The organism is Colwellia sp. 5_MG-2023, from assembly GCF_030547795.1.
In the GTDB taxonomy this organism is placed as follows: domain Bacteria; phylum Pseudomonadota; class Gammaproteobacteria; order Enterobacterales; family Alteromonadaceae; genus Colwellia.
In genome coordinates this window covers 24,381-50,597 of the sequence record NZ_JAUOPW010000015.1, presented here as the reverse complement: position 1 = coordinate 50,597, position 26,217 = coordinate 24,381, and the positions used below count along the sequence as shown (strand labels likewise).

Genomic DNA, 26,217 nt, shown 5'->3' with positions numbered 1-26,217 from the left:
TTCTAATGGCTAAAAAGTAAACTAATCTTGTTTTGAATGTAATATTACCTTATTGCGACCATTTTCTTTTGCATTATAAAGCGCCGCATCTGCACACTCAATCCAAGCTGCTGGCGTTTTTATGCTTGCATCTACTTCAGCTACGCCAATACTCACAGTACAACTAATTTTAATATCATTATAATTCACAACGGCTGTTTCTACTGCTCTACGCAGACGTTCAGCGAAAACATAAGCACTTTTTAATTCAGTATCAGTGAGTAAAATAGTAAATTCTTCACCACCATAACGACCAGAAATATCAGTCTCACGTGCCTGTTCTTTGATTAACGCTGAAATATGCCGAAGAACTTCATCACCGACTAAATGGCCATAGCTATCATTCACATTTTTAAAGTGATCAATATCAAGCATCACTAACGAACAAGGGTGTTGGCTTCTAATCCAACGTTTGTATTCTGCTTGTAAACAACTTTCCCAATGAGTGCGATTAAATAAGTTAGTTAAACCATCTGTTTGACTTAAAATAGCAAGCTCGGCATTTGCCTTTTCTAAACTCATTTTATGTATAGCATTATCGGTTACATCATAAACAAGTAAGCAAAGATGTGTTATTTCACCCGTAGAAGAAGCCAATGGAATAAATGTCGAGTTTTGATACATAAACTCAGCACTACCGGTTACTGGACGATAGCTATCAAACTTAAATAAATAAGGTCGCTGTTCCCAAATAGTAAATGCTTTATTCTTTAATAAAAATACCGACTCAGCTTTGCGTTTAAACCAATCTTTAGGGATTTCATCAAAGAGATCAAAAAGTATTTTTCCTTTTACTTCTCTAGGCAAATAACCACTATGATTTTCCATAAAACCGTTAAACAGTTGAATTTTATATTCTGTATCTAAAACAACTAAGCCAACGTCAATGCTGTGAAGCATTTCCATTAACCAGTGTAATTCATTTAACTGCGAGGTTTCTAACGACATACGGTCTAATCCTACTTTCTAAGTATAACGGTTTAAATTTATTCAACGAGTAATAAACTTACTCTAACAAATAAGTAAGTTTATTATTCAACGTTCGCATTGATTGCTCGGTAAACAGCAGCAACAAGTCACATTTAATCTCATAACTCTCAATGCTATAGCTGATCTCTATGGCTAAAGTTTTTTTCCATTTATTTACATTGTTAGCGATTAATTCTGATATTTTTCTGTGTTGACCTAAAACTACGGGATGGCCTTGGCTAAAATTAATATCTAATTGTTCTGATATTCCTTTTAAACAAGCACCAATCAATACGTTTGATAAGTCCATTAAAAGCTCTAACTCTGTACCTTCGTCTTCGTTATACTGATAATTCATTAAAGAAGCGACATCTTTAAAACTTGAATCATTAAGAATAAGTAATGCTTCACCTGATATCCCTGCGCTAATAAAGCCCTGACAAACACCAGATGTACTCTCATTGGATTCAACATCCCCCAATGCCATTCTGAGCTCACTAACTTCAATAAAATTTACGTTAGGTATAGGTAGTTTTACAAATACATCCAATAAACGCGCTAATAAATCACCTGCTCTGCCCATAGCAACATTAGCAATCTCTTGATAACAGTCACGTAGGCTCGGCGCTAAAGTTAATTCATCACTTAAGGTCGGTGTGAAACTAGTATTCGCTTGTGGCGATGATAGTTGCTTATTACCACTTTTAGTTGGCTCAGGCTTACTAGCTGTTGGTATACGATCAGAAATATCTTGGAGATCATTTTGCTGTTCATCTTTTGTAAATAGACCGTAAGACAATAAAACTTCAGTTAATTTATCTTTATTAACAGGTTTTTGAATAAAGGCTAATGCACCTAATCCAATAACTTTTTTATGTGCTTCTGGTTGAATATCACCAGAAACCACTATCGTTAATGTTGGTAAATCTTGCGCTAAAATAGCTTCCAGTACTTGATAGCCATCCATTTTAGGCATATTTAAATCAAGTAGTAACACATCTCCCTTGTTTTCTTTTATGGCTTCAATCCCTTCGATACCATTCGTTGCAAAACTTACTTCTACATCCCAACCATCAGGTAAAGATCGTGCAAGTTGCTTTCGTGCCATATTTGAATCGTCACAAATTAGTAGCTTAGTGGACATATAGATATCACTTTTTTAAGAAAAATGTACAATATGAAGGCTTTATTTACATCAAGTAAAATACTTTCATAATATAATCTAACAATAGGTTAATCTTTCAGAACTTGACAACTATTATTAAAAATAATGCAGAAATTAGATCAGAAAAACGGTAAACTTAATTTTTAATCTAATTATCCCAACTAATGATGAAAACTACTAGCTTAAACAAATTTTTATTTGCATCACTCATTATAAATTCTCTTTTAACTTTCAATGTTCAAGCATTTAGTCAGGACAATTTGAATCAAACACAAAACTTAGTTAAAGCAAATAATAAGTATGTCACATTACTTGGAACTCAAGTGGCTATAAACGATCTAGCACCTAACTTTAAAGTAGTAGACAAAAACTTTGCGCCTGTGCAACTATCTGATTTTAAAGATCAAACTATTTTAATCTCTGTTGTTCCTAGTTTGGACACAGGCATTTGCTCTATTCAAACCAAACGCTTTAATGATGAAGCATCAAAATTACCCAGTAATATAACTATTTTAACTATCAGTAATGACTTACCCTTTGCGCAAAAGCGTTTTTGCAAAGTCGAAAATGTTGATCAAATCAAAGTACTATCCGACTCAGTTTGGCGTGATTTTGGTGAAAAATACGGTTTAATTATCAAAGATATGGGCTTACTAACTCGTGCTATTTTTATTGTTGATGCTCAAGGAAAAGTGAAATATAAAGAATTAGTTAAAAATATTTCTCAACATCCAGATTACACCGCTGCATTAAAAGCAGTGAGAGATATAGCCCCCATTTTAGTCGTTGAAAGTAAAGATAATGATAACGATGATGAGTTACCTGATAATTAATTAAATAAATAATTCCATATAAATCAATATAATAAAAATATTTTTATTTTTTTCCTTGAAAAATATTTTACCAGTCCCATCTTTATTAGTGTAGTCGCCGTAAGGGGCTACAAAATACCAAATGGTATAACTCATTGCCTGTTCGTTAACGCCTACATTAGGTAAGAAAGGCAGCATTATTTTATCAATGAGTATTACTTTATATCACTATGTAATAGCGTATTGAAAATTTACTTTTATGCAACCTAGTTGGTAAGAGTCGCTCAATATAGAGATCAGAAGTTACAATCACTTATTGTTTAAAATAATATTATTATTGCTAATTATTAGGATATTTTATTATGCGTACATCTACAGATTTCAGCCCACTTTACCGTTCATTTATTGGTTTTGATCACTTAGCTGGCTTAATTGACAAAGCTTCACAAGCTGAAAAACAATCTTCATACCCACCATATAATGTAGAACTGCTAGCCGAAGATAAGTATAGAATTACTATGGCGGTGGCTGGTTTTAGTGAAGAAGATATTGATATCGAATCAAGAGACAACAGTCTAATTATTATTGGCACAAAAGCACTAAATAATAATTCAGAAAAACAAGTACCGAGAAAATTTTTACATCAAGGGATAGCCGAACGAAATTTTGAAAGAAAGTTTCAATTAGGTGAACATGTTAAAGTCATTGGTGCCTTTATGAAGGATGGTTTATTACATATTGATTTGCAGAGAGAAATACCTGAAGCGTTAAAACCAAGAAAAATTGCAATCAATGGTAAAAGCTTACTAAGTGATAGTTAAGCGTTTGTAATTCTCCCCTATTTCCTACTTATTTGTTATTTTTGCCCAGTCATTGACTGGGCTTTTTTATGTCTAGGTTATGATAATTTATGAGTTATGATTAATTGAAAAACAACAACTTGCTAAATAGTTACTGAGTAAATAACTACATCATAAAAATTAAATTGAATGCTTTGTGATCACCGGCGTTGTGCAAACTACATCAGCATTCTGTGCGCGGTGTCTTAAGTAATGATCCATTAATGTTAGTGCTAACATAGCTTCAGCAATAGGTACTGCACGAATACCAACACAAGGGTCGTGTCTACCTCTAGTGATAATATCTGCTGCTTCGCCATTAGCATCAACTGTTTTACCACTAACACCAATACTAGATGTCGGCTTTAAGGCTAAATGAGCAATAATATTTTGTCCTGAAGAAATTCCACCTAAAACGCCACCAGCATGATTACTATTAAAACCTCCCGGCGTTAGCTCATCTCTATGTTCAGAGCCTTTTTGATTAACAACAGCAAAACCATCACCAATTTCGACACCTTTAACAGCATTAATACTCATTAAACCATGGGCAATCTCTGCATCAAGTCTATCAAAAATAGGTTCGCCTAAGCCTACAGGTACATTTGTTGCAACAACACTAAGTCTTGCGCCTATAGAGTCTTTAGTACGCATAACATCACGTAAATATTGGTCTAACTGTTCAAGCTTATTATTATCTGGAAAAAAGAACTGATTCTCTTCAACTTCATTCCAATTAATGTTTGCAAAATCAAGTGGCTTTCCTTCAGCAGTTGTTGCCGAAATAGGACCAATTTGTGTAACACAAGCTTGTATTTTCATACCAAACTTTTGCAATAAATACTTTTTAGCTACGGCACCCGCAGCAACACGCATAGCTGTTTCTCTTGCTGACGAACGACCGCCCCCTCGATAATCGCGTAATCCATATTTTTGTGTGTAAGTATAGTCCGCATGGCCTGGTCGAAAACTTTGCGCAATATTTCCGTAATCCTTAGAACGCTGATCTGTATTTTCAATAATAAGCCCTATAGGCGTGCCAGTGGTTTTTCCTTCAAAAACACCTGACATTATTTTAACTTTATCCGCTTCATTTCTAGCTGTAGTAAAGCGTGATTGACCTGGACGGCGTCTATCTAAGTCAATCTGTAAATCTTCTTCACATAATTCGATTCCCGGAGGACAACCGTCAATAATGGCGCCTAGTCCTAAACCGTGACTTTCGCCAAATGAGGTGACGGTAAATAATTTTCCAAAGGTATTGCCTGACATTTTAGCTCCAAGATCTATTTCTTATTTTACAAATATATGAATTTATACTGCTAATTTCTAATATTAACTCACTAATATTAATTACTTAAACTAGCTTAGTACTATTTAATTTATTGAATCGTGTTTTAAAGCAGCAACGAAAACATCTGAAAACTCAATCAACTGCGCTTTCGTTAACATAAAAACACCATGCCCGCCTCGTTCAAAATCAAGCCAAGTCAAAGGAACATCTGGATATAGGGCTTTAACATGAACTTCTGAGTTTCCTACTTCACAAAAAAGTAATCCCTCATCGTTAAGGTGGTTAGCACTCTCAGCTAAAATAACACGAACAATATCTAAACCATCTTCCCCACAACCTAAGCCCATTTCAGGCTCATGATGATATTCTTGCGGTAAGCTATCAATATCTTGTTGATCAACATAAGGTGGATTGCTGACAATTAAATCATAACTTTGCCCTTCAACCCCAGAAAATATATCAGACTGAATTGGAATAACTTGTTCACAAAGGCCATGATTTTCTATATTTATTTGAGCAACATTCAACGCATCTATAGATAGATCAACTGCATCAATTTCACTTTCGTCAAAATAACTAGCACAAGCAATTGCTATACAACCACTACCGGTACATAAATCTAAAATACGCTTAGGTGGATTGTTTTTCGCAATATAAGGTGAAAATTTAGTTTCAATTAATTCACCAATCGGTGAACGAGGGATTAATACACGTTCATCTACATAAAAAGGTAGTTGGGCAAAGTAAGCCACATTCGTAATGTAAGCAACAGGGATTTGCTCTTCAATACGACGAGTAAACAAACCCAAAATATCTACTTTTTCAGTTTCAATCAAACGACATGACATAATACTGTCGTCAGTATCATTAGGTAAAGACAAAGCATACATAACTAATATATAAGCATCGTTAAAAGCATTATCGCTACCATGGCCATAAAACAACTCTGCTTGATTAAATAACGTTGCTCCATATCGGCAATAATCAGCGATTGTGTGAAGTTGGCTCGTTACGGCGGTGAACTTACTCATTTTTAGTTCCTAAAACCTTTAAGTTTTCTGTATACTCTACATTCTTTAGAATGTATGCATCATCAATTACGTTTGTTTGATTATAATTCATTACATTCATCTCTTGTAAAGATTAACTGATATTTTTAAACTGCCATGATAAAAATGAAAGATATATTTCAAAAATCAAACGACAACGTGGAAGAAAAGTTGTTTCAACAAGCCATTGGCAAGGTGAAACCTTTAAAGGTGGACACAATACACTTTGATAAAAAGCTCAGCAAGCCAAAAAGTAAATATCAGCTAAAAAATTCGCTACAAAGTACGTTACAACACAAAAACAAAGCCCATGCACAATTTCATTTTTCTGATGAGTTTGAACCCAATTTAAATAAACAGGGGCCAATGAAATATGTACGCGCCGATGTTGACAGTTTTGAAGCTAAGAATTTACGACGTAGTGTATACAAACCTGATTTAATTTTAGATCTACATGGTTTAGATCAACATCAAGCCAAGCAAGAAATAGCTGCATTACTCTATGCTTGTCAAAAAGAACATGCGCAATGCGTTTGTATTATTCATGGTCTTGGTTCAAAGATATTAAAAAATAAAGTTCCTCATTGGTTAGTGCAACACCCTGATGTAATGGCATTTCACCAAGCGCCTTTAGAATGGGGTGGTAATGGCGCTTTATTAGCTCTTATTGAACTCAAAGATAAATTTACAAGAATGTAATATATCGATTCAGCTAACTTACGCTAATAACAACTAAAAAAATTCCTCACTGTAAAGCTCTGCATTTTCTGGTGATACCATACCGACTAATTCACCATGCATTTTTTCAATATCATAATCAATTATCGCTATTGTTCCTGTCGCAAAAAGTGGCATATTGCTCGAATTAGTTAACTCGGCAACAAAATAACTAACAAAAGGCATATGCGAAACAAATAAGACACCTTGTTTTTTATCTAGAGTTGTCTCTTTATTAAAAGAACCAATATCTTTAATGAAGCCATCAATAAAATCATGCACTTGCTGCGGGTTACCTGAAGGCGTAATTAAATTAAGTGTTTCAGGCATGAGTCCACTATTAATTGCCATTTCAGGTATAGCTTCAATAACATTCGCACACGTCTGCTGAGCTCTAAGATAAGGGCTAACAAACACTTTCACTTGCGATAATTTTCGGTGTGCTAACCACGCTCCCATTTTGGTAGTTTCAATAATGCCTACTTTTGTTAACGGTCTAACTGAGTCTTCAGTGTCAGTATTTGCAGCCTCTCCATGGCGCATGATAAAAATATGCATTTATTCTCCAGTTTATCGAGTAGATAAACTTACCCTTATTGTCTTTATTTTGGCTATAGTAATGGTAATAGAATATAAATCAACTGTTAAGAATAAATTAGACTCTACTTATTTCATAAGGTAATTTAAAGGCTGCCAATTAATAAAAAAACAGCTCAATTTAAAAAAGAGTTCTCAAGCTAATTTAGGAGCTGCAACTTGAAGCAAAGTCCAAATGATTTAAAAAAATACCAACCACTTACTTTGGACAATGGTCTACGCGTTTTGCTGATTAATAATGCAGAGTCTGAAAAGTCTGCCGCTGCATTAGCGGTAAATGCAGGGCATTTTAATGATCCACAAACAAGGCAAGGTTTAGCTCACTTCTTAGAGCATATGTTATTTTTAGGTACACGTAAGTTTCCTGATGGTAGTGAGTATCAAAAATTTATTAACCAACATGGCGGCAGTAACAATGCTTGGACTGCAACTGAGCACACTTGTTTCTACTTCGATATCCAACATCAATATTTTACCGAAGCATTAGAGCGCTTCAGTCAGTTTTTTATTTCACCGTTACTTTCCGATGACTTTGTTGTCACAGAACGAAAAAACATTGAAGCTGAATTTAAATTAAAACTAAAGGATGATGTTCGACGGTTATATGACGTACATAAAGAAACAATTAATCAACACCACCCATTTTCAAAATTTTCTGTCGGAAATTTAGATACACTTGCAGATAGAAATAATGAATCAATAAGTAAGGAAATCAACGCTTTTTTCAATCAATATTACCAAGCAAGTTCTATGACACTTGCCATTGAAGGGCCACAACCTTTAGCTGAATTACAACACTTAGCCGAAAGCATGTTCAGTGGCATTCAAAACAATAGCCAACCATTAAATAAAATTACTGAGCCGTTATATCTATCTGAACATCAAGGTATACAAATAGATGTGCAGCCGGTAAAGAATGAACATCAATTAATTATCAGTTTTGCAATGGAAAGTATTGATAAATATTATCAAGATAAACCTGAATCTATCTTAGCTTATTTAATTGGACATGAAGGTAAAGGCAGTATTTTATCAGCACTAAAAAAAACACAATGGGCGATGAATTTAACCGCAGGCTCTGGCATTAATGGCTCTAACTTTAAAGATTTTAACGTCAGCATTAGTTTAACTGAATTAGGTGAAGCACATATTAATGAAATTATTAGCCTTGTTTTCTCCTATATTGGTTTGTTGAAATCCACAAAAATCCCTTGCTACTACTATAAAGAAAAACAAACCATTGCTGAACTCGCTTTTATTTACCATGAAAAGTGCCCCCCGCTCGATAATGTAAGCCAATTGGTCATTAATATGCAGCATTATCCGGCTAAAGACTATATTTTTGGTGACTACATCATGTCAGGTATGAGTCATAAAAATGTTAATCATTTACTTAATTATTTGAATGCAGACAATGTACGCATTATTCACGTTAGCCAAAACAACCGTTTTTCTAAAACCAGTACTTGGTATCAAGTTCCTTATCATGTCACTAAAATAGAAAAGCACCTATTAGCTCGTTGGCATAACCTATCAACACCAACCAGTGAAGCTTTTCAGGAAAATAAGGCTCTATATCTCCCTAAAGAAAACCCTTACATTACAGGTAAACCACAAATTTTTGATAATAATAATGATAAAAAACACCCGACAAAAATTGAAGACTCTAATGGCTTAGTTGTATGGTATCAACAAGACACAACCTTTAAAGTCCCCAAAGGGTATATATATGTTGGTATAGATTCACCTTGCTCAATAGAGAGTATAGAGAATATTGCCATGACGCGGTTATTTGTCGACTTATTCACCAATACCGTAATCGAAGAAAATTATGATGCAGAGCTTGCCTCTATTCACTATCATTTATATGCTCATCAAGGTGGTATGACGTTACAAATATCAGGATTTAGTGAAAATCAGCCTAAATTATTAGAGAAACTTATATACCGCTTAAAGCATCATTATATCACTCAAGACGATTTCAATTTATTTAAAAAACAATTAATCAATCATTGGGAAAATAGCAATAAGAGTAAATCTATTTCACAATTATTTTCCACATTAAGTTCATTGATGCAACCAAACAACCCAACGTCAGCCAATTTAGCACAGGCTTTAACTCACATTTCCTTTGCCCATTATCAAGCCTATAGTAAAAAGCTTTTCGAAAAAGTTACCCTAGAAGTACTTATCCATGGTAATTGGCTAATGGAACATGCTAATGAGATAGTCGCTAACATTAAACGCGCATTTAATCACAATTATCATGCTGGCTATTCAGTTCTTTGCCCTGTTGTTGATATATCCAATACAGAAACGCTTGTACTCCCAATAACCATACCGGAACATGATCATGCAACCGTAGTGTACGCCCCATTAGAAACGAGAAATAATCACTCAATTGCTTTAGCCATGATAACTAGTCACCTATTATCTCCTTTATTCTTTCAAGAGATGCGCACAAATAAACAATATGGTTATTTAGTCGGTGTTGGTTATGTTCCAATAAATCGCTACCCAGGCATTGCCTTTTACATTCAGTCGCCACATACCGATGCAATTACCTTAACGCAGGCTATTGATCGCTTCATTAATGAAAGTGTTGAAACAATAACAAGCATCTCTCCAGATGACTGGACACACCTTATTCAAGGTCTAGCTGGACAGTTGCAAGAAAAAGATAATAACTTAAGAATAAAAAGTCAGCGATTCTGGGCAGCTATTTGCAATAAAGATGTACACTTTTCACATATTAAACAACTTATCAACGTTATTTTAAGTATAAAGTTTGAAGAAATAATAACCTTTATTCAGGCTCAATTGATGACTATTTCCCACCCTGACAGAATCATTCTTATGTCTACACCAACAAATGAACCTGAATTCACGCAAAAAATAGAAGCAAAATTAAAGAGAAAAAATATAATAACACCTAACTACTTCACTAAAAAAAGTAAAAGAAAATATTAACACTACCGATATAAATTTATGAGTAGATAATAAGCAGTATTTAAAACAATTAAAGAGAAAAGTTGACTTAAAGCGGTGCATGATTTTTAATGGTACAAACCTTATTTTTCTTTTTTTGTATAAAAAACAATAATGTTTTATATCTCTTTTACTTTAAATCAAACTAGGTTGTACTGTGCTGCCATATTTTTTTACATTTATTGCTATTATAACCTTGTATTTAATTGCCGATAAAATACCGCGAATGGTTATTATAAAAAAGTTTATCAGCAGCCTTTTACTCGCAATCCTATCGATAAATAGTTATACAGCTAACGCATTACCAAGCAGCCAATCGGTTGCTCAAAGCACTTTAAGTAATAACTTCCTCAAGTTTAACCAATTATCAACGTCAGACGGTTTATCAAACTCCAATGTATTTAATATCACCCAAGACCATCAAGGGTTTATCTGGTTTGCCACAGAAGATGGTTTAAACCGTTTTGACGGTAATAATATTGTTGTCTACAGACATAACACTAAAGATAAACACTCTATTGCTGATAATATTATTCGAAAAATATTCATTGATAGTGAGAAAACACTCTGGGTTGGTACTGAAAATGGCTTAAGCCGTTATAATTATGAGCTCGATAACTTCAATAACTTTGTTCATGAAGAGCAAAATAATTTATCACTCAAAGATAACGTTATTTGGGATATCTATCAAAATAAGCGCAGCTCGGCACAAGGTGGCCAAAGTGAGTCGTTATTATGGATTGCGACAACTCAAGGATTACAAACGTTGTCGGTCAAAACACCAGTTAAAGAGATAGCTTTCGACCCCATTTACATCCGGAATTACAACGAATTATTTAAAGAAATAAAAACGATATTCCAAGACAATGCAGGTACATATTGGCTTGGTAGTTATGATAAAGGCATTCATTTACTCAGTAAAAATCTCAATTATATCGGATCCCTTAATAAACAAAATAAACATAACTTATCAATTACTGCCACTGCCTTATTTGATATGAAAACTATTGACAATCAATACTGGTTAGCCACAGATAATGGCTTATATATTGTTGATGACCGTTACCAATTAATTTCACATTTAACCACAACTAAACAAGATGTTAATGATCAGCAAGTATTATTGTCTAATAATGTCAGAGCCATTGCTCAATATGATGAAAGCCACATTTGGTTAGCTACTCACAATGGTTTAAATACAATTAACTTATTAAATAGACAAATTCAAAGCTATCAAAGCAGCCCAAAATCAACGTCTATCAGTGACAACTGGTTAATGGATATATATCGTGATAACAATAATAATATGTGGCTTGCCAGTTATGGCGGTGGTGTAAACCAATATTCAGCATTGAAAGATTTTATTTATCATGGTTTAGCCAGAGATAATGGTCAAGGTTATCGTGTTGAGTCTTTTGCAGAGAGCTCTGACGGCACTATATGGTTATCTACTGAAAAAAATGGTTTATTTAGCTTATCTAAAACAAAAGTATTAGCTAAAAGTAAACTAAATTTAAATGAAAATATTTGGCAGGTTTTCTCAGCTAATGATGATGAGCTTTTTCTCAGAACAGAAAGTGGCAAGCTCTATCAGTATGATATTAATAAAAATAGCGTAACGGAACATAAAGCTTGGTTCAATGAGTCAAACCACCCTGTTGAAAACTTTGTCGTAAAAATAAAAGACAGCCTTTGGTACCTTAACAGCAAAAACTTTCTAGCTGAATATCACATAGCGCAAAAAACATTTACTGTTTATCCAACCCTAAATAAAAGTCAATTCATTAACTTTCAAGTTAATGGCGATAAATTATTTCTGTTATCAACAAAAAATCAAGCTTTTATCTTTGATACAAATGAATATTCTTATCAAAAAACCAGTAAAAAGTTAACTGACATCATTAATAATAGTTTAATCAATAACATTTGGATGCAAAATAATAATGTTCTATTAGGCACAGAGTCACAAGGGTTAACTGTATTCAATGAAAAAAAAACATATACTTTCAATGAAAATAATGGCTTACAAAATAACTATATCGCATCACTATTAGTTGATAGCAATGACAATATTTGGGTAGCAACAAACACAAGTATAAACGCAATATCACTGGCAACAGAAAAAGTAATAAAATTTGATGTAGACTTCGATATTAATACCCCTGAATTCCAAGAATCTGCGGCCTTTAAATCAAGTAATGGCGATATGTTTTTTGGTAGCCCCAATGGATTTTATCAATTTAACCCTGATGAATTATTAAAAATAGAACAAAACATTACTGCACCAATATTTACCAACCTTTATGTTGCTAACAAAAAAGTACCAATAAAAGTAGATGAGGCTGAATTAACCAATACTCATGCTCCTTTTACCTTAAAAAAACAGCTAAATGCTTTAAGCTTGCTCGAATTAGCCTACAAACAATCCCCTATCAGCTTTGAGTTTGTCTCTCCTAACGCAAAACTTAATAATCAAATCCGTTACAAGTATAGATTAGTTGAACTAGAGACTGAATGGATTGATGCTTCTCTTAATACAGGAAGATATAACAACCGCGCTACGTACACTAACTTAAGCCCGGGTAATTATATATTTGAAGTACAAGCCTTTGATGTTCATTCCCCTCAAAAAACGAAAATCAGTCGATTACATGTACGAATTTTACCTCCATGGTGGTTATCAGCAAGCATGATAGCCGTTTATGCTTTTATTTCTTTTTTATTTTTAACTTATATATTTCAACAGTATAAAAACAAGAAACACTATAATTCTCAAATAAAAGAAAGTGAAGAACGTTTAAAACTCTCACTTTGGGGAAGTGGTGATGAAATGTGGGATTGGAATATTATCACTGATAAAATTTATCGCTCTAATATTTGGGGAGTCTTGGACTTCCCACAAGATGGAACTCGAAATAAAAGTGCGCAAAAACATCACAATGGTAGTAAAGCTACTAACATACATCAACATGACATTGAGAGAGTAAAAAAGACCCTCGCCGATCATGTTTCTGAAAAAACAGAGCATTTTGAAGCAACCTACCGAGTTAAAGATAAATACAATCAATGGATTTGGATTTTAGATCGAGGGAAAATAGTTGAACGTGATGAAAAAAATAATCCTTCACGTATGACTGGTACACTTAAGGATATAAGTAAACTTAAAAAAACGGAAGAAAGTTTAAAATTATTTGCTAAATGTATTCAAAATATATCGGATGCTGTTGTCATTTATGATCGTCAATTTACAATTGTTGATATCAATAAAGCTTTTCAGCGAATAACAGGACAAGAAAGAGAGGATATGATTGGTCAACCGATCACATTCAAACAGTACCCTCAAAGCTTTACCCAAAAGCTTAAACAACACTTAGTCACCAAAGGCAGTTGGCATGGCGAAGTTGAAAGTTTACGAGCTGACGGCAGTAAGTTTTTTGCTGATTTAAACTTAGATATTATTAATGATGAAAATGATCAAATATCTCATTTTGTGGGTGTTTTTTCTGACATAACCAAACGTAAACAAATAGAATCTGAATTAAGAAAGCTAGCTAGTTCAGATATTTTAACAGGTTTGCCCAATCGCTCATATTTTCAAGCTCACCAAGCAAGGTTAGTCAAAAGTAATATTAATCATGCCTTATTCGTATTTGATTTAGATAACTTTAAAAAAATTAACGACTCTATGGGACATCAAATAGGTGATGCTATTTTATGCCAAGTTGCTAAAAGAATGTTAACTCTTGGACGTGAACAAGATACCGTTTATCGATTAGGGGGCGATGAGTTTAGTATTATTCTTGAAGGTACTAATGATATACATACTATTACTTCATTAGCCAAAGATATCTTACGCACTGTTGCCATCCCTTTTAAAATAAACAACCAAGAAATAGTTTTGTACAGTAGTATTGGTGTTGTCTTATTTCCTGAAGATGGTAATACTGGGCACGAGCTACTTAAAAATGCCGATACAGCAATGTATCATGCAAAAGGCAGTGGCGGTAATAAATATCAATTTTTTAGTGCCTCCATGAACAAACAAGCAGTGAAACGATTACAAATTGAAAGTTTAATTCGGCATGGCTTAAAAGACGATTCATTTTCTGTTTACTATCAACCTAAAATTGAAATTGCGAGTGGCAAAATTTCTGGAATGGAGGCTTTAGTTCGCTTTGAAACCCCCAGTAAAGGTATTATTAGCCCAGTTGTATTTATTCCAGTTTCAGAAGAAACGGGACAAATTATTGATATTGGCGAAATAGTCCTAAGAAAAGCCTGTTTCGCGACAAAAAAATGGGTTGATGCTGGCTTATTTACTGGTCGAGTTGCTGTTAACTTATCTGCTGTACAATTCACCCAATCGAACTTAGTTGCACAAATAGCAACTATTTTAAAAGAAAGCGAGCTACCGCCTCAGCATTTAGAGTTAGAAATAACCGAAGGCACAGTAATGGACTCTCCGCAAAGCGCCATTAAGACCATGCTACAAATAAGAGCTATGGGCATTCATTTATCGCTAGATGATTTTGGTACCGGTTACTCATCTTTAGCATATTTAAAAAAATTCCCACTTAACACCTTAAAAATAGATAAAGCTTTTGTCGATGATATTGAAGAGTCTGAGCAAGGTAGAAATATGGTTGCGACCATTATCACTATCGCTCATAACTTGGGTATGGATGTTGTGGCTGAAGGTGTTGAAACTAATCAACAACTAAAATTTCTATCAGACCTACACTGCGAACAATTACAAGGCTATTTATACAGTAAACCATTAGCCACCGATCACTTCCAAAAATATTTAATTGCTCATCAAATAACAAGTAAATCGACTTCCTTTAGCCAATAAAAAACATGTAATACTTAGGGGGGGGGGGTAAAACGATATCACTAATAGTTCAGTTGACAGTAACGATGTTATTAGAAAAAATAAAGGGTTGTTTATGGCGGAAATAAGTCGCTGTATAAAATACTTTAGTGGTTTGAAACTTACGAAGGTAATTGTGAGTAGGATATAAATATAGAATCGAAAGAGTTTAGTGGGTAAGCGCTTAGCTAAAAAGGCAGTTCAAGAAATGGGTCAAAAATCAGTCTGAAAAGTTAATTAGTCCTACAACTACTACCATAGCAATTTAGACTAATTAACTTAAGCTAGGTTGAATTATCACATCTGTATATAAATACACACTAACGTTTAGGTGTCATACCTTCAGGCACTAATACTGCAATCACTTGCCCTTTAACACAAACAATGTCATTAGCAGACAAAGATATATCCACAATAACTTTTCTTTCTTTTACTTCACTAAAACGTCCAATTAACGTTAACTCAACCCCTTGAGGTGTTGGTGCTAAATAATTAATGTTGAGCGCACCTGTTACAAAACGCAATGCTGGGGTACTTCCCATGTCACGATTTTGAGCAAGATAAGCCATTGCTGAGGCACTGCCAGTGCCATGACAATCGATCAATGAGGCAAGCATGCCGCCATAGACAAAGCCAGGAATCGCAGTGTATATATCTGCCGGCATATAATGAGCTACAGTCGTACTTGCTAATACATTATCTTTATCAATATTTTGCCAAAAACTTTTTAGTTGGTGACCATAATTATTATTTTTACCACAACCATAACAATGACTTAGTTCTTCTGGGTAACAATCCTGAAAAGCTTTGATTTCCATATTTATTCCTTAATAGTAGATAAAATAGCGCTCAACTTTGTTTATTAAAAATATTAAACTTAACTTTAACTGAGCTTTCTTAGAGCTTACTTATAACTTAATTTATCTTAATTTTGCTTAATGCCTATTTTTATACAATTAACTTCCCTAAACTCAATCAATAGTTCGCAAATCATCAATCACTTTGCCATCATCAGCAAGCGACCCAAGTGCAACAAACTCTATCGTACCGGTTAATTTAGTAACCTTTTTTAATGTGCTACTAACTCTATCAAGCATATTGGTAACATCTTCTTTTAAATACTTATTGTCTGTTACTTCACACTGTAGATGCATTTTATCATTATAATTAGCTTGCGAGACTACTAGGCGCATTTTAGCAATGTAAGGATAAGCTTGTCTCACCTGCTCAATTTGACTTGCATGAACAAACATACCTTTCACTTTAGTTGTTTGATCAGCACGTCCTAGCCAGCCTTTAATACGCATATTCGTCCGACCACAGTCACTTACACCTAACTTCACAGCAGATAAATCTCCAGTAGCAAAGCGAATAAGTGGATAATCTACATTAAAACTAGTAACAACAACCTCACCCACTTCGCCTTCAGCCACAGGCTCTAAACTTCCTGGTCGCACTATTTCAACCAGCAAATCCTCTGCGATGATTAACCCTTCATCACTTTGTGATTCAAAGCCAATAAGACCAACATCAGCAGTCGCATAGGCTTGCAAAGTATCAATTCCTGCAGCAGCTAACTCGGCTCTTAAGGGTTTAGGTAAAGCTTCACCAGTAACCAACGCCTTAGTTATACTAGATACGTCTCGGTTTTCAGCTTTGGCTTTATCTAATAAAATTTTTAAAAATGATGGTGTACCGGCATAGCCTTGTGGTTTTAAGTGTTCAATAATATCGAGTTGTTGATCTGTTTGTCCTGGACCTGCAGGAATCACGATACAACCACAAGCTCTAGCGCCTGAGTCAAGTATAAAACCGCCCGGCGTTAAATGATAAGACAAACAATTCTGAACAAGTTCACCTTGCCTAAATCCCGCGGCGTAAAAAGCTTGGCCCATACGCCACCAATCATCTTTCGTGTTTTCAGGATCATAAATAGGACCTGGTGATTGAAAGATTCGACCTAAATTAGCTTTTGCAGCGTTTAATCCACCTAAAGGAGATTGCTTAGCCTGCAAACGTATTAAATCTGACTTTCGGGTAATAGGAAGCTGAGCTAATAATTCACGGCTAGTGATTTTCTCTCCATCAATATGAGCTAGCGTTTCCTTGTAATGTTCACACTCCTGTTTAGCATAATTGATAAAATCTGCCAAACGTCTTAATAATGCTTGCTCTCGCAATGGTGAGCTCTCGCACTCACTCTCGTAAAAGTATTTATTCATGGTCACTCGATAATCTCTTATGATAACGTTTATTATTATTTAAATTTGCAATGTACTTTTAAGTTCACCGTCAAGCCATTTAATGTTTACAAAATAAAACGAAGCTCAACATGGCAATAAATCATTAAGTACAATCTTATAACCAACGTTTACGTCGTTTATAAGATTTTAAATTCTTAAAACTTTTGCGTTCTTCATTACCGCCACCTAAATAGAACTCTTTCACATCCTCATTACTCATTAATTGTTCTTGCGTACCATCAAGCACTATTTTCCCTGATTCCATAATATAACCATAATCAGCAGCCTTTATTGCATAGTTAGCATTTTGTTCGACCAATAACATGGTAATACCTTGATCTACATTTATTTTCTTAATAATTCCAAAAACTTCTTTTACTAACAATGGTGATAAGCCCATCGATGGCTCATCTAAACAGATCATTTTAGGACGTGCCATTAATGCTCTACCAATCGCCAACATTTGCTGTTCGCCACCCGACAAATACCCTGCTAAGCCGGTACGCTCCTTTAACCTTGGAAAATAATGAAAAACCATCTCTATATCTTGATTGATTTGAGAGTCGTTTCGGGTATAAGCACCTAATTTCAAATTTTCAATTGATGTCATATCTTCAATAATACGACGCCCTTCCATTACCTGAAAAAGTCCACTACGCACAACATCTTCTGCGTTCTTTTTGTCGATACGTTCGCCCATAAAAGTGATATCACCCTTAGTGACCTCACCATATTCTGTCTTTAAAAGTCCAGAAATCGCTTTTAATGTTGTCGATTTTCCTGCCCCGTTAGGTCCAAGTAAAGTAACAACATCACCTTCTGGTACATCTAAAGATACTCCTCGAAGTACTTGGATAACCTCGTCATAAACAACTTCTATATTGTTAACTGATAACATAGGTGTGGCTGTTTGAATTTTTGCTGCTGCCTGAGACATATTTATAGGCTCCGTTAAAATCTTTATATTTGTCTAATTTGAAATCAATACCCATTAGATATAATCACAAACTCGCTAACTAATTTTATTACGCTAAAAATCATCAAGTTATCGCCACAACCACAGCGCTAAATAACGCAATGAGTGGTTATGACTAGCACCAATGACATCATTGGTGCTGCAATCGCTTACTTGAAATTAATAAGTTAAAATTAATAACCTAACCAATCATCGCGACGGTCTAAGGTAACTTGTGATACTTTTTCAATTTTTATATCACCATCGTTATAGTTGCCTTTGTAAATGTTAACTTGGTTAACACCACGGTGATCTTCACTCGTCCAATTAGCAGCTAAACAAACACCTTCTAACCCCTTTGGCACCCAATCTTTATGAACATACATCCCTTTTTTGATATTTTCACCAGTAATACCACCATTGTCTTTAGCCCACTCCATTGCTTCTTTCATAAAGTAAGTTGAACAAACACCACGAATATAGTGATGAACACGTTCTTCTTTACCTGATTCATCTGACATTTTAGAAATTTCACGTAGCAGCTTCATGCCAGGTACATCATCTCCCCAAAAAGGGGTCATCGTTGGGAATATATAGTCTTGAATTCCTTCGCCTGCAGCTGCAAAGACTTCTTTATCACCGCCCCAAATATTTGACATAAATTGAATATCAACACCAACAGTACTACACGATTTAACTAACGATTGAACTGAACCACCTAAGTTACCGATATAACCATAATTTGAGCCTGAGCTTTTAATACTTAAACATTGGGCTTTAAAATCGCCAGGTTTCATAGAAATAACAACGGGTGGTAGCACATTAAAACCGAGTTCTTCAGCATACTCTGCACAAGCAGCTTTTGGAGCATTTGGAAATGGATGGTTGGCGCCTATATGGGTAAATTTGGGTTTGCCGTCTTTACCTTGCTTTTTCCAATCATCAGCGGCCCACTGAACTAAACCACGACAAGCATCAGAGTAAGATGCTCCATAAAAGAAATTATATGGTGCTGGCTTTTTCGTATGTGGATTTTTAGCGGTTGGATCAGTCAAATGTCCGGAATAAGACGCAGAAAAAACAGGCGTTTTATCACGAGCAACAAAAGAGATTAATGCTTCAGTATCTGCCGTTCCCCAACCTTGCATCGCCACCATATTTTTACGCGTTTTCCATTTTTTATAATTGGCAATCGCTTGTGGTACTTTATAAGCATAATCAATTGTTTCAGATTCAAGTCTAGTCCCACTAATGCCACCATTAGCATTTATATAGGCGAGAGAGTCTCGTACACCATCAGCATAATTTTTACCAACAAATGCTGTTGGACCCGACATATCTGCCAAATGACCAACAAAAACAGAATCTTGTGCTTGTGCTTGGCTAATAGCACTTAACAAAACAGTAGTCGCAATTGAACTTAGTAATAATTTTTTATTTATAGTTTTTCTCATGTGATGTTCCTTAACTTATTGTTATATATTAGATTGTTAAACTTTTTTACATTTTATTCAGAAGTTAAGCTAAAATTCTCCCCATAAACTTAACTTCATCTTATTCTCCATGACTTACTAATAACTTAAACAAAGCACTTAGTAAGCAAATGGATAGAATTTCCAATAGTTTTTAATTTGCGTCCAGCGATGTGATAGACCTTCTGGCTCAAAAATTAAAAATCCGATAATAACCAAACCAATTGCCATTTCTTTAATGTAAGCTAAACCATCGATAACCATTGGAATATTGCCCCAATCAGTCATTTTCATAAAACCAACACCGCTTGATAATACTTCAGGTAAAAACACCATAAAGATAACGCCCATTAATGTGCCTTTAATAGACCCTAAGCCACCAATAATAATCATGCCTAAGAATTGAATAGACATCATAATGGTAAAACCTTCTGCAGATACATAACCTAAGTAATGCGCGTATAATGCACCGCCAATACCGGCATAGAATGAAGAAATACCAAAGGATAATAAACGGTATTTATTTAATTTAACGCCCATAATTTCAGCTGATAAATAATGGTCTCGTACCGCTATAAAAGCTCGCCCATCACGGCTGCGCATTAAATTACATCCCCAAATAAACATAAAAACTAAGGCAAACAGCGCGATATAATAAAAACTTTGGTCGGTATCAAAAACAAAACCAAATAATTTTACTGGCTCTGCCATAGAGCCTGATGCACCACCCGAGAACCACTCAGCACGAGCAAAGAAATCCTCAATAATAAATTGCGATGCTAATGTTGCTATTGCTAGGTATAAGCCTTTAATTCTTGCCGCCGGTGCACCAAACATCATGCCAACCGCCATGGTTAAAAAACCAGCTAAAGGAATACACAAAAACACAGGTATATTAAAACTTGTATTCAACCAAGCTGAGGCAAATGCGCCAAAGCCAAAGAAAGCCCCATGACCTAACGATATTTGTCCGGTGTATCCCACTAAAATATTTAACCCCAGTGCTGCAATGCCTAAATAGGATATTTGAATCAATAAGGTAATAAAGTATCCGTCAAGTAATACCGGTGCAAAGCACAACGCTATGATGGTAAATATAGTCACCCAACGGATGGTTTTCGTTTCAAAAATTGTATTGTCTTGTTTATAGCTGGTACGGAAATCTCCGCACGGACGCATAGTTAAGCTCGACATAAGTTACTCCTAATAATTATTCTTTTTGTTAATTAAGTCGCGTTATATACGCTCAATGTCTTTAGTACCGAACAACCCATAAGGCTTGAACCAAAGAATGATTAACAAGACATAAAATGGTGCTATGTCATACATATTGCCAATGTTTAAATATTGGCTATCAAAAAACTCGGCAACATTCTCTAACACACCGATAATTAAACCACCGACAATGGCACCGATAATGGAATCTAATCCGCCTAAAATAACCGCTGGAAAAACTTTAATTCCCATAATAGAAAGTGAATCTGAAACCCCATTTACCATGCCAATCACAATACCTGCCGTTGCTGAAACAGTTGCGGCAATTCCCCAACTCATCGCAAAAACGTGTTTAACAGATATACCTAAGCTTTGTGATACTTGTTGGTCAAAAGCAGTAGCGCGCATTGCTAGACCGTGTTTAGAATGTTTAAAGAATAAGTAGAAAGCTATCATGATAACTAAGGCAATAATGGTACTCATTAAGTACGCCATCTCAATATTTAATCCCATAATATTAATTGTTTGAGTATCAAATACTTGAGGGTAACTTTGTGGTGACACACCAAATATCCACTTCATTAGTGCTTGGAAAAATATTGATAAGCCAATCGTTACCATAATCACAGAGATAATAGGCTCGCCTATCATAGGTCTTAGCACTATCATTTGTAGTAACACCCCAAAAGCAGCCATAAAGCAAAGCGATAGTAAGAAACCAGCAAAAAATGGTAGCTCTAAGTAAATAAGTGATGCCCAACAAACCCAGGCACCAATCAACAGAAATTCACCTTGGGCAAAGTTTACAATTTGGGTTGATTTGTAAACCAAAACGAAACACATCCCAATGACGCCATATAACAAACCAACTATCAGTCCGTTTACTACTAATTGAATTAAGAGTTCAAAATTCATGATGCTTTCCTCTCTATTTGGCTAACATTATTTGCTGTAGTTGCACTACCATCATTTTCGATTAACGTAGATACCTTAAGCTGAGTTTTAATGCGTGAGCTCCCACCATCTTGGAAGGTAATCACAGTATCTATATCAACTTTTTCTTTGTTATCATAAATAGACGTAATAATGTCTCCATACTTGTCTGCAATAACACTACGGCGCACTTTACGGGTACGAGTTAATTCACCATCATCAGCGTCTAATTCTTTATAAAGTAAGATAAATTTATTAATTTTTTGAGCATCGGGTAACGTATCGTTAACTTTTTCTATTTCTTCGCTTAATTTCTCATACACTTCAGGTAAGGCTGACAAGCTAGTATAATTAGTAAAACTGTAGCCGTGCTGCTCAGCCCATTTTGATACGATTGAAAAACGGATACAGATAAGTGCGCTCAAATACGGCTTATCTTTACCGAGAATAACGGCCTCACCAATGAAAGATGAAAATTTCAATTTATTTTCAATGTATTGTGGAGAGTACTGCACACCGTTACTTGTTTTCGCCAGATCCTTAATACGATCGATAATCACCAAGTGACCTGATGGTTTAAAGTAACCGGCGTCTCCTGTATGCATCCAACCATCAATAACATCTTCGTCATATGCTTCTTGGTTATCTAAATAGCCGGTAAACATACCAACGGTTTTGGCGATAACTTCACCTACGCCTGCTTTATCGGTGTTAATCACTTTTACTTCGGCACTATCAAAAGCGATACCAACACTGTCATAATCAACATCATTTGCTTCATGCACGGTATAAGCACCACATAGTTCAGTTTGACCATAAAGTTGACGTAAAGGCACACCAATAGTTTGGAAGAACCTAAAAGTATCAGGTCCCATCGCGGCACCACCTGTTGCGGCAGATTTCAAAAAAGTAAAACCTAATCGATCTTTTAACGCATTCATTAATAATAAATCGGCGAGCCAAGAGCGTTTTCCTTGGTTCTGTGCTTTTTCAGCTAAGGCAAAGGCATAATCAAATAACTTTTGTTTTAATGGTGTTGAATCCATCATACGAGCTTTTACGTCAGCTAAAATGCCTTCCCAAACACGTGGCGCAAGTAATACAAAGCTTGGCCCTATTTCTCGTAAATCAGCCATTAAGGTTTCTTGCTCTTCAACAAAATTAACAATTTGTCTTGCTATTAATGCTTGGCCAACAGCATAGACTTGCTCCATAATCCAAGGTAAAGGAAGAACTGAAACGTAGTTATCACCAGCTTGGCGAGGATCTGCTCGCAAGTATGAACTACAGTGTTTTACAAAATTTCCGCCACCTAAAAATGCTATTTTAGGCTTAGACGTTGTACCTGAAGTAGTACAATAAATAGCGGTTTCTTCTGCACGTGTAGAGTCAACATATAGGTCATATAACTCAGGAGAGGCTTTATCTATTGCTTGTCCTTGCTTATAAAGGTCTTCAATATTCACTAATCGTTTATCATCATATTTACGCATACCACGAGGGTCGCAATAAACAATAATTTTTACATCTTGAATGTCTTCGCCTAACTCAAGTAATTTGTCACACTGCTCTTCATCTTCCGCAATCACAACAGTCGCATTACTTTTATTAAGTAAATAAACCACTTCTTCATGTAATGAATCTTGGAAAATCCCAATAGAATAACAGCCCATTGCATGGGCACATATTTCACCCCAAACCCACTCTGGACGGTTATCACCTAATAAAGCAATTGCATCTTTAGGTTGAATACCTAATTCTCTTAATGATAGAGCAAGCCACTTAACGCGGTTTTGATAATCTAACCAAGTGAATTCATTCCATATACCAAACTCTTTTTCACGCATTGAAATATCATTTGGGTGTTTCAAGGCATTGTGACGAAGTATTTTAGGAAAAGTATCTAATTCACCCATATCAAAATCTTTATTCGCTGCTACTTCTGTTAAACTTGACATTAGCTAGCCTCCTTTTCTGCATAGACTGTTGCTTTCTCAATATCGTCATCTTCTATACCAAGATAAGCACGTTTCACATGTGGGTCAGCCATCACTTCATCAGGTAAACCAGAAATTAGTTTTTTACCAAAATCGAGCACCATCACCTGATGGGAAATATCCATAACCACTCCCATGTCATGTTCAATCATCACAACGGTAATACCAAACTCTTCGTTTAAATCGAGGATATAACGAGCCATGTCTTCTTTTTCTTCCAGGTTCATTCCCGCCATGGGCTCATCAAGTAAAATTAATTCTGGCTTTAAAGCTATTGCTCTTGCTAACTCGACGCGTTTACGTAAACCATAAGATAGCGTGCCGGCAACCGATTTTCTGATATGAGAAATTTCTAAAAAATCAATAACTTCTTCGACGTATCGTCTATGTGCTAACTCTTCTTTTTGTGCATTTGAAGCCCAATATAGTGGGCCTGTAAGCCAATTATTTTTTAATAGGTGGTGACGACCAACCATAATATTGTCTAATACCGACATGTGACCAAATAAAGCTAGGTTTTGAAAAGTACGCCCCATACCAAGGTCGGCCCTATCATTTGGCAACAACTTAGTGACATTTTGATCATTAAAAATGATATTGCCTGAATTAGGGCGATAACGACCAGATATACAATTAAGCATGGACGTTTTACCAGCACCGTTTGGGCCGATTATCGAAAATACAGAGCCTCGGGGAACTTCAAAGCTAACATCAGTTAGCGCTTTCACACCACCAAATGCTAATGAAACTTGCTCTACTTTGAGTATTGACTCAGCCATACTCCCTCTCCTAAATAAATAAAAATAATAGATGCGTTTAAAAAAAGTGGGGGAATATCCCCCCACCAAAACGTAACAACAAAATGGGAACTGTTACGTCAACAACGCTTTACTTGAAAACTAAAGTACGTATTGCAGTGAAAGTTGTGCGTAATTAGAATCAGCGTCTTGCTCTTTCATGGTGAAGTTACCTACTTCAACACCAACGGCTAGTTGCTTGGTTAAATTTTGAAATAAATTCACACCCCATTGACGACGATCTGCACCTGAAGAGTCCGCATCAGCAGCACCATAAAGTACAGTACTTCTTAAAGTGTCAGTCCAATAATGACGATAAGCAACAAGATAAGAAGTAACATCTTCCACTTCTTCAATGACATTGCCATTCACATCTGTTTTAGTGAAAATATCGGGAGTAAAACCTGCACCAACATAACGACCTACTTCGCCTTGATGAAGTTGGAACCTAAGATCATCTTTACCGATTGTTTTAATGCGGCCAGCAATTGAAGCACCTATCGCTGTTTCGGTATTACCTAAATTAGTATTTAGCTGACGACCTAATGCAGAAAAAGAAATATTTCCCCAGTCACCTTTTAGGTTATAACGCGCAACAACATCGGGAATACTGTCATTAGCGGTATCGCCACCCCAGCTTTCAGGATTTTCAATTGATACTTGAAAGTCTCCCATGGTATAGCGAACTTGACCTTGTCGAATGAAAACTAAACCTAAGGTAGCGCCAGCAAAATCGGCTGACTCAGGAATAGCACTAGTATTCATAAAAGTTGACCATGTTTGCCCAACTAATACATCTTTATACTTAATAAACGCATGACGAATACGAGGGTTAGCAGAATTAGAAACAATCTCATTACCCCCGCCTCCCCAAAAGTCCATTTCAATAAACCCCATAACATCATCATGGGTATATTTCATATTGAAGCGTGTTTCATTGGCAAAAAGATTAAACTGAGAAGCGCTTTCATCTAGCTTAGTACCTGATCCGGCCCAATATGGTCGGTATGCAACATCGCCATCAACATAGCGAGCATCCACTTTAATGTAGCCACCAAAAGATAGGCTATCTTCATCCGTCAACTTAATATCGTAAGCTGCATTAGCGACACCCGTAGCTAAAAGTAGACTTCCAGCAAGTAATAATTTTTTAGATTTATTTTTTGTAGACTTATTGCTAAACATTACTATTTCCCCTTTTTTATATTTTTTATTTATAGTTTTACTTTTTGTATTTATTGTTTTGTTATTCTCTTTGTTCAAAAA

Annotated in this window: 19 protein-coding genes; 5 read left to right on the top strand and 14 right to left on the bottom strand. The window is 35.4% G+C overall.

What is annotated here, in order from left to right; all coding sequences use genetic code 11:
* Positions 1 to 21: 21 nt before the first annotated feature.
* Both Q4496_RS11270 and Q4496_RS11265 read right to left on the bottom strand, forming a co-directional pair.
* A complete protein-coding gene (locus Q4496_RS11270) occupies positions 22 to 987 on the bottom strand; it encodes a GGDEF domain-containing protein (RefSeq protein ID WP_303610467.1) in 966 nt (321 codons plus the stop codon).
* A gap of 58 nt (positions 988 to 1,045) precedes the next feature.
* Entirely contained in the window at positions 1,046 to 2,152 is a 1,107-nt protein-coding gene (locus tag Q4496_RS11265) for a response regulator (RefSeq protein WP_215974580.1), read from the bottom strand.
* Positions 2,153 to 2,433: 281 nt separating this feature from the next.
* Here Q4496_RS11265 and tpx point away from each other — a divergent pair, with 281 nt between their 5' ends.
* On the top strand, positions 2,434 to 3,006 hold the full coding sequence (gene tpx / locus Q4496_RS11260) for a thiol peroxidase (protein ID WP_354668422.1): 573 nt from the start codon (positions 2,434 to 2,436) through the stop codon (positions 3,004 to 3,006).
* Between the two features lie 341 nt (positions 3,007 to 3,347).
* Entirely contained in the window at positions 3,348 to 3,806 is a 459-nt protein-coding gene (locus Q4496_RS11255) for an Hsp20 family protein (RefSeq protein ID WP_303610466.1), read from the top strand.
* A gap of 159 nt (positions 3,807 to 3,965) precedes the next feature.
* On the opposite strand, the gene aroC is transcribed toward Q4496_RS11255, so the two are convergent.
* Both aroC and prmB read right to left on the bottom strand, forming a co-directional pair.
* Positions 3,966 to 5,096, bottom strand: a complete 1,131-nt coding sequence (aroC, locus tag Q4496_RS11250; RefSeq protein ID WP_303610465.1) for a chorismate synthase — start codon at positions 5,094 to 5,096, stop codon at positions 3,966 to 3,968.
* A gap of 105 nt (positions 5,097 to 5,201) precedes the next feature.
* Positions 5,202 to 6,149: a 50S ribosomal protein L3 N(5)-glutamine methyltransferase gene (prmB, locus tag Q4496_RS11245; protein ID WP_303610464.1), complete on the bottom strand. Its 948-nt coding sequence runs from the start codon at positions 6,147 to 6,149 to the stop codon at positions 5,202 to 5,204.
* Positions 6,150 to 6,293: 144 nt separating this feature from the next.
* On the opposite strand from prmB, the gene smrB reads away from it, so the two are divergent.
* Complete coding sequence (gene smrB, locus Q4496_RS11240; protein WP_215974585.1) at positions 6,294 to 6,866, top strand: endonuclease SmrB; 573 nt, start codon at positions 6,294 to 6,296, stop codon at positions 6,864 to 6,866.
* A 33-nt stretch (positions 6,867 to 6,899) separates the two neighbouring features.
* On the opposite strand, the gene sixA is transcribed toward smrB, so the two are convergent.
* Positions 6,900 to 7,442 (bottom strand): phosphohistidine phosphatase SixA, encoded by a 543-nt coding sequence (gene sixA, locus Q4496_RS11235; RefSeq protein WP_215974586.1) that lies wholly within the window; start codon positions 7,440 to 7,442, stop codon positions 6,900 to 6,902.
* 198 nt (positions 7,443 to 7,640) lie between these two features.
* Between sixA and Q4496_RS11230 the strand changes: the two genes are divergently transcribed.
* Complete coding sequence (locus Q4496_RS11230; RefSeq protein ID WP_303610463.1) at positions 7,641 to 10,451, top strand: insulinase family protein; 2,811 nt, start codon at positions 7,641 to 7,643, stop codon at positions 10,449 to 10,451.
* Positions 10,452 to 10,626: 175 nt separating this feature from the next.
* A complete protein-coding gene (locus Q4496_RS11225) occupies positions 10,627 to 15,321 on the top strand; it encodes an EAL domain-containing protein (protein ID WP_303610462.1) in 4,695 nt (1,564 codons plus the stop codon).
* 338 nt (positions 15,322 to 15,659) lie between these two features.
* On the opposite strand, the gene Q4496_RS11220 is transcribed toward Q4496_RS11225, so the two are convergent.
* The 9 genes from Q4496_RS11220 to Q4496_RS11180 all read right to left on the bottom strand — a co-directional run bounded on the left by Q4496_RS11220 (position 15,660) and on the right by Q4496_RS11180 (position 26,136).
* A complete protein-coding gene (locus Q4496_RS11220; protein ID WP_303610461.1) occupies positions 15,660 to 16,157 on the bottom strand; it encodes a PaaI family thioesterase in 498 nt (165 codons plus the stop codon).
* 153 nt (positions 16,158 to 16,310) lie between these two features.
* Positions 16,311 to 17,561 carry a phenylacetate--CoA ligase family protein gene (locus tag Q4496_RS11215; protein WP_303610460.1) on the bottom strand — a complete coding sequence of 417 codons (1,251 nt, stop codon included), beginning with the start codon at positions 17,559 to 17,561 and terminating at the stop codon, positions 16,311 to 16,313.
* 136 nt (positions 17,562 to 17,697) lie between these two features.
* On the bottom strand, positions 17,698 to 18,519 hold the full coding sequence (locus tag Q4496_RS11210; RefSeq protein ID WP_215974591.1) for an ABC transporter ATP-binding protein: 822 nt from the start codon (positions 18,517 to 18,519) through the stop codon (positions 17,698 to 17,700).
* A 212-nt stretch (positions 18,520 to 18,731) separates the two neighbouring features.
* Positions 18,732 to 19,991 (bottom strand): ABC transporter substrate-binding protein, encoded by a 1,260-nt coding sequence (locus tag Q4496_RS11205; protein WP_215974592.1) that lies wholly within the window; start codon positions 19,989 to 19,991, stop codon positions 18,732 to 18,734.
* 138 nt (positions 19,992 to 20,129) lie between these two features.
* Positions 20,130 to 21,203 carry a branched-chain amino acid ABC transporter permease gene (locus Q4496_RS11200; protein ID WP_215974593.1) on the bottom strand — a complete coding sequence of 358 codons (1,074 nt, stop codon included), beginning with the start codon at positions 21,201 to 21,203 and terminating at the stop codon, positions 20,130 to 20,132.
* Between the two features lie 42 nt (positions 21,204 to 21,245).
* A complete protein-coding gene (locus Q4496_RS11195; RefSeq protein WP_215974594.1) occupies positions 21,246 to 22,139 on the bottom strand; it encodes a branched-chain amino acid ABC transporter permease in 894 nt (297 codons plus the stop codon).
* Positions 22,136 to 24,115, bottom strand: coding sequence for a long-chain fatty acid--CoA ligase (locus Q4496_RS11190; RefSeq protein WP_215974595.1), 1,980 nt, complete (start codon positions 24,113 to 24,115; stop codon positions 22,136 to 22,138). The genes Q4496_RS11195 and Q4496_RS11190 overlap by 4 nt, the downstream gene beginning before the upstream one ends.
* On the bottom strand, positions 24,115 to 24,933 hold the full coding sequence (locus Q4496_RS11185) for an ABC transporter ATP-binding protein (protein WP_215974596.1): 819 nt from the start codon (positions 24,931 to 24,933) through the stop codon (positions 24,115 to 24,117). Before Q4496_RS11185 ends, Q4496_RS11190 begins: the two co-directional genes overlap by 1 nt.
* 120 nt (positions 24,934 to 25,053) lie before the next feature.
* Positions 25,054 to 26,136, bottom strand: coding sequence for a DcaP family trimeric outer membrane transporter (locus Q4496_RS11180; RefSeq protein ID WP_215974597.1), 1,083 nt, complete (start codon positions 26,134 to 26,136; stop codon positions 25,054 to 25,056).
* Between the last annotated feature and the right edge of the window lie 81 nt (positions 26,137 to 26,217).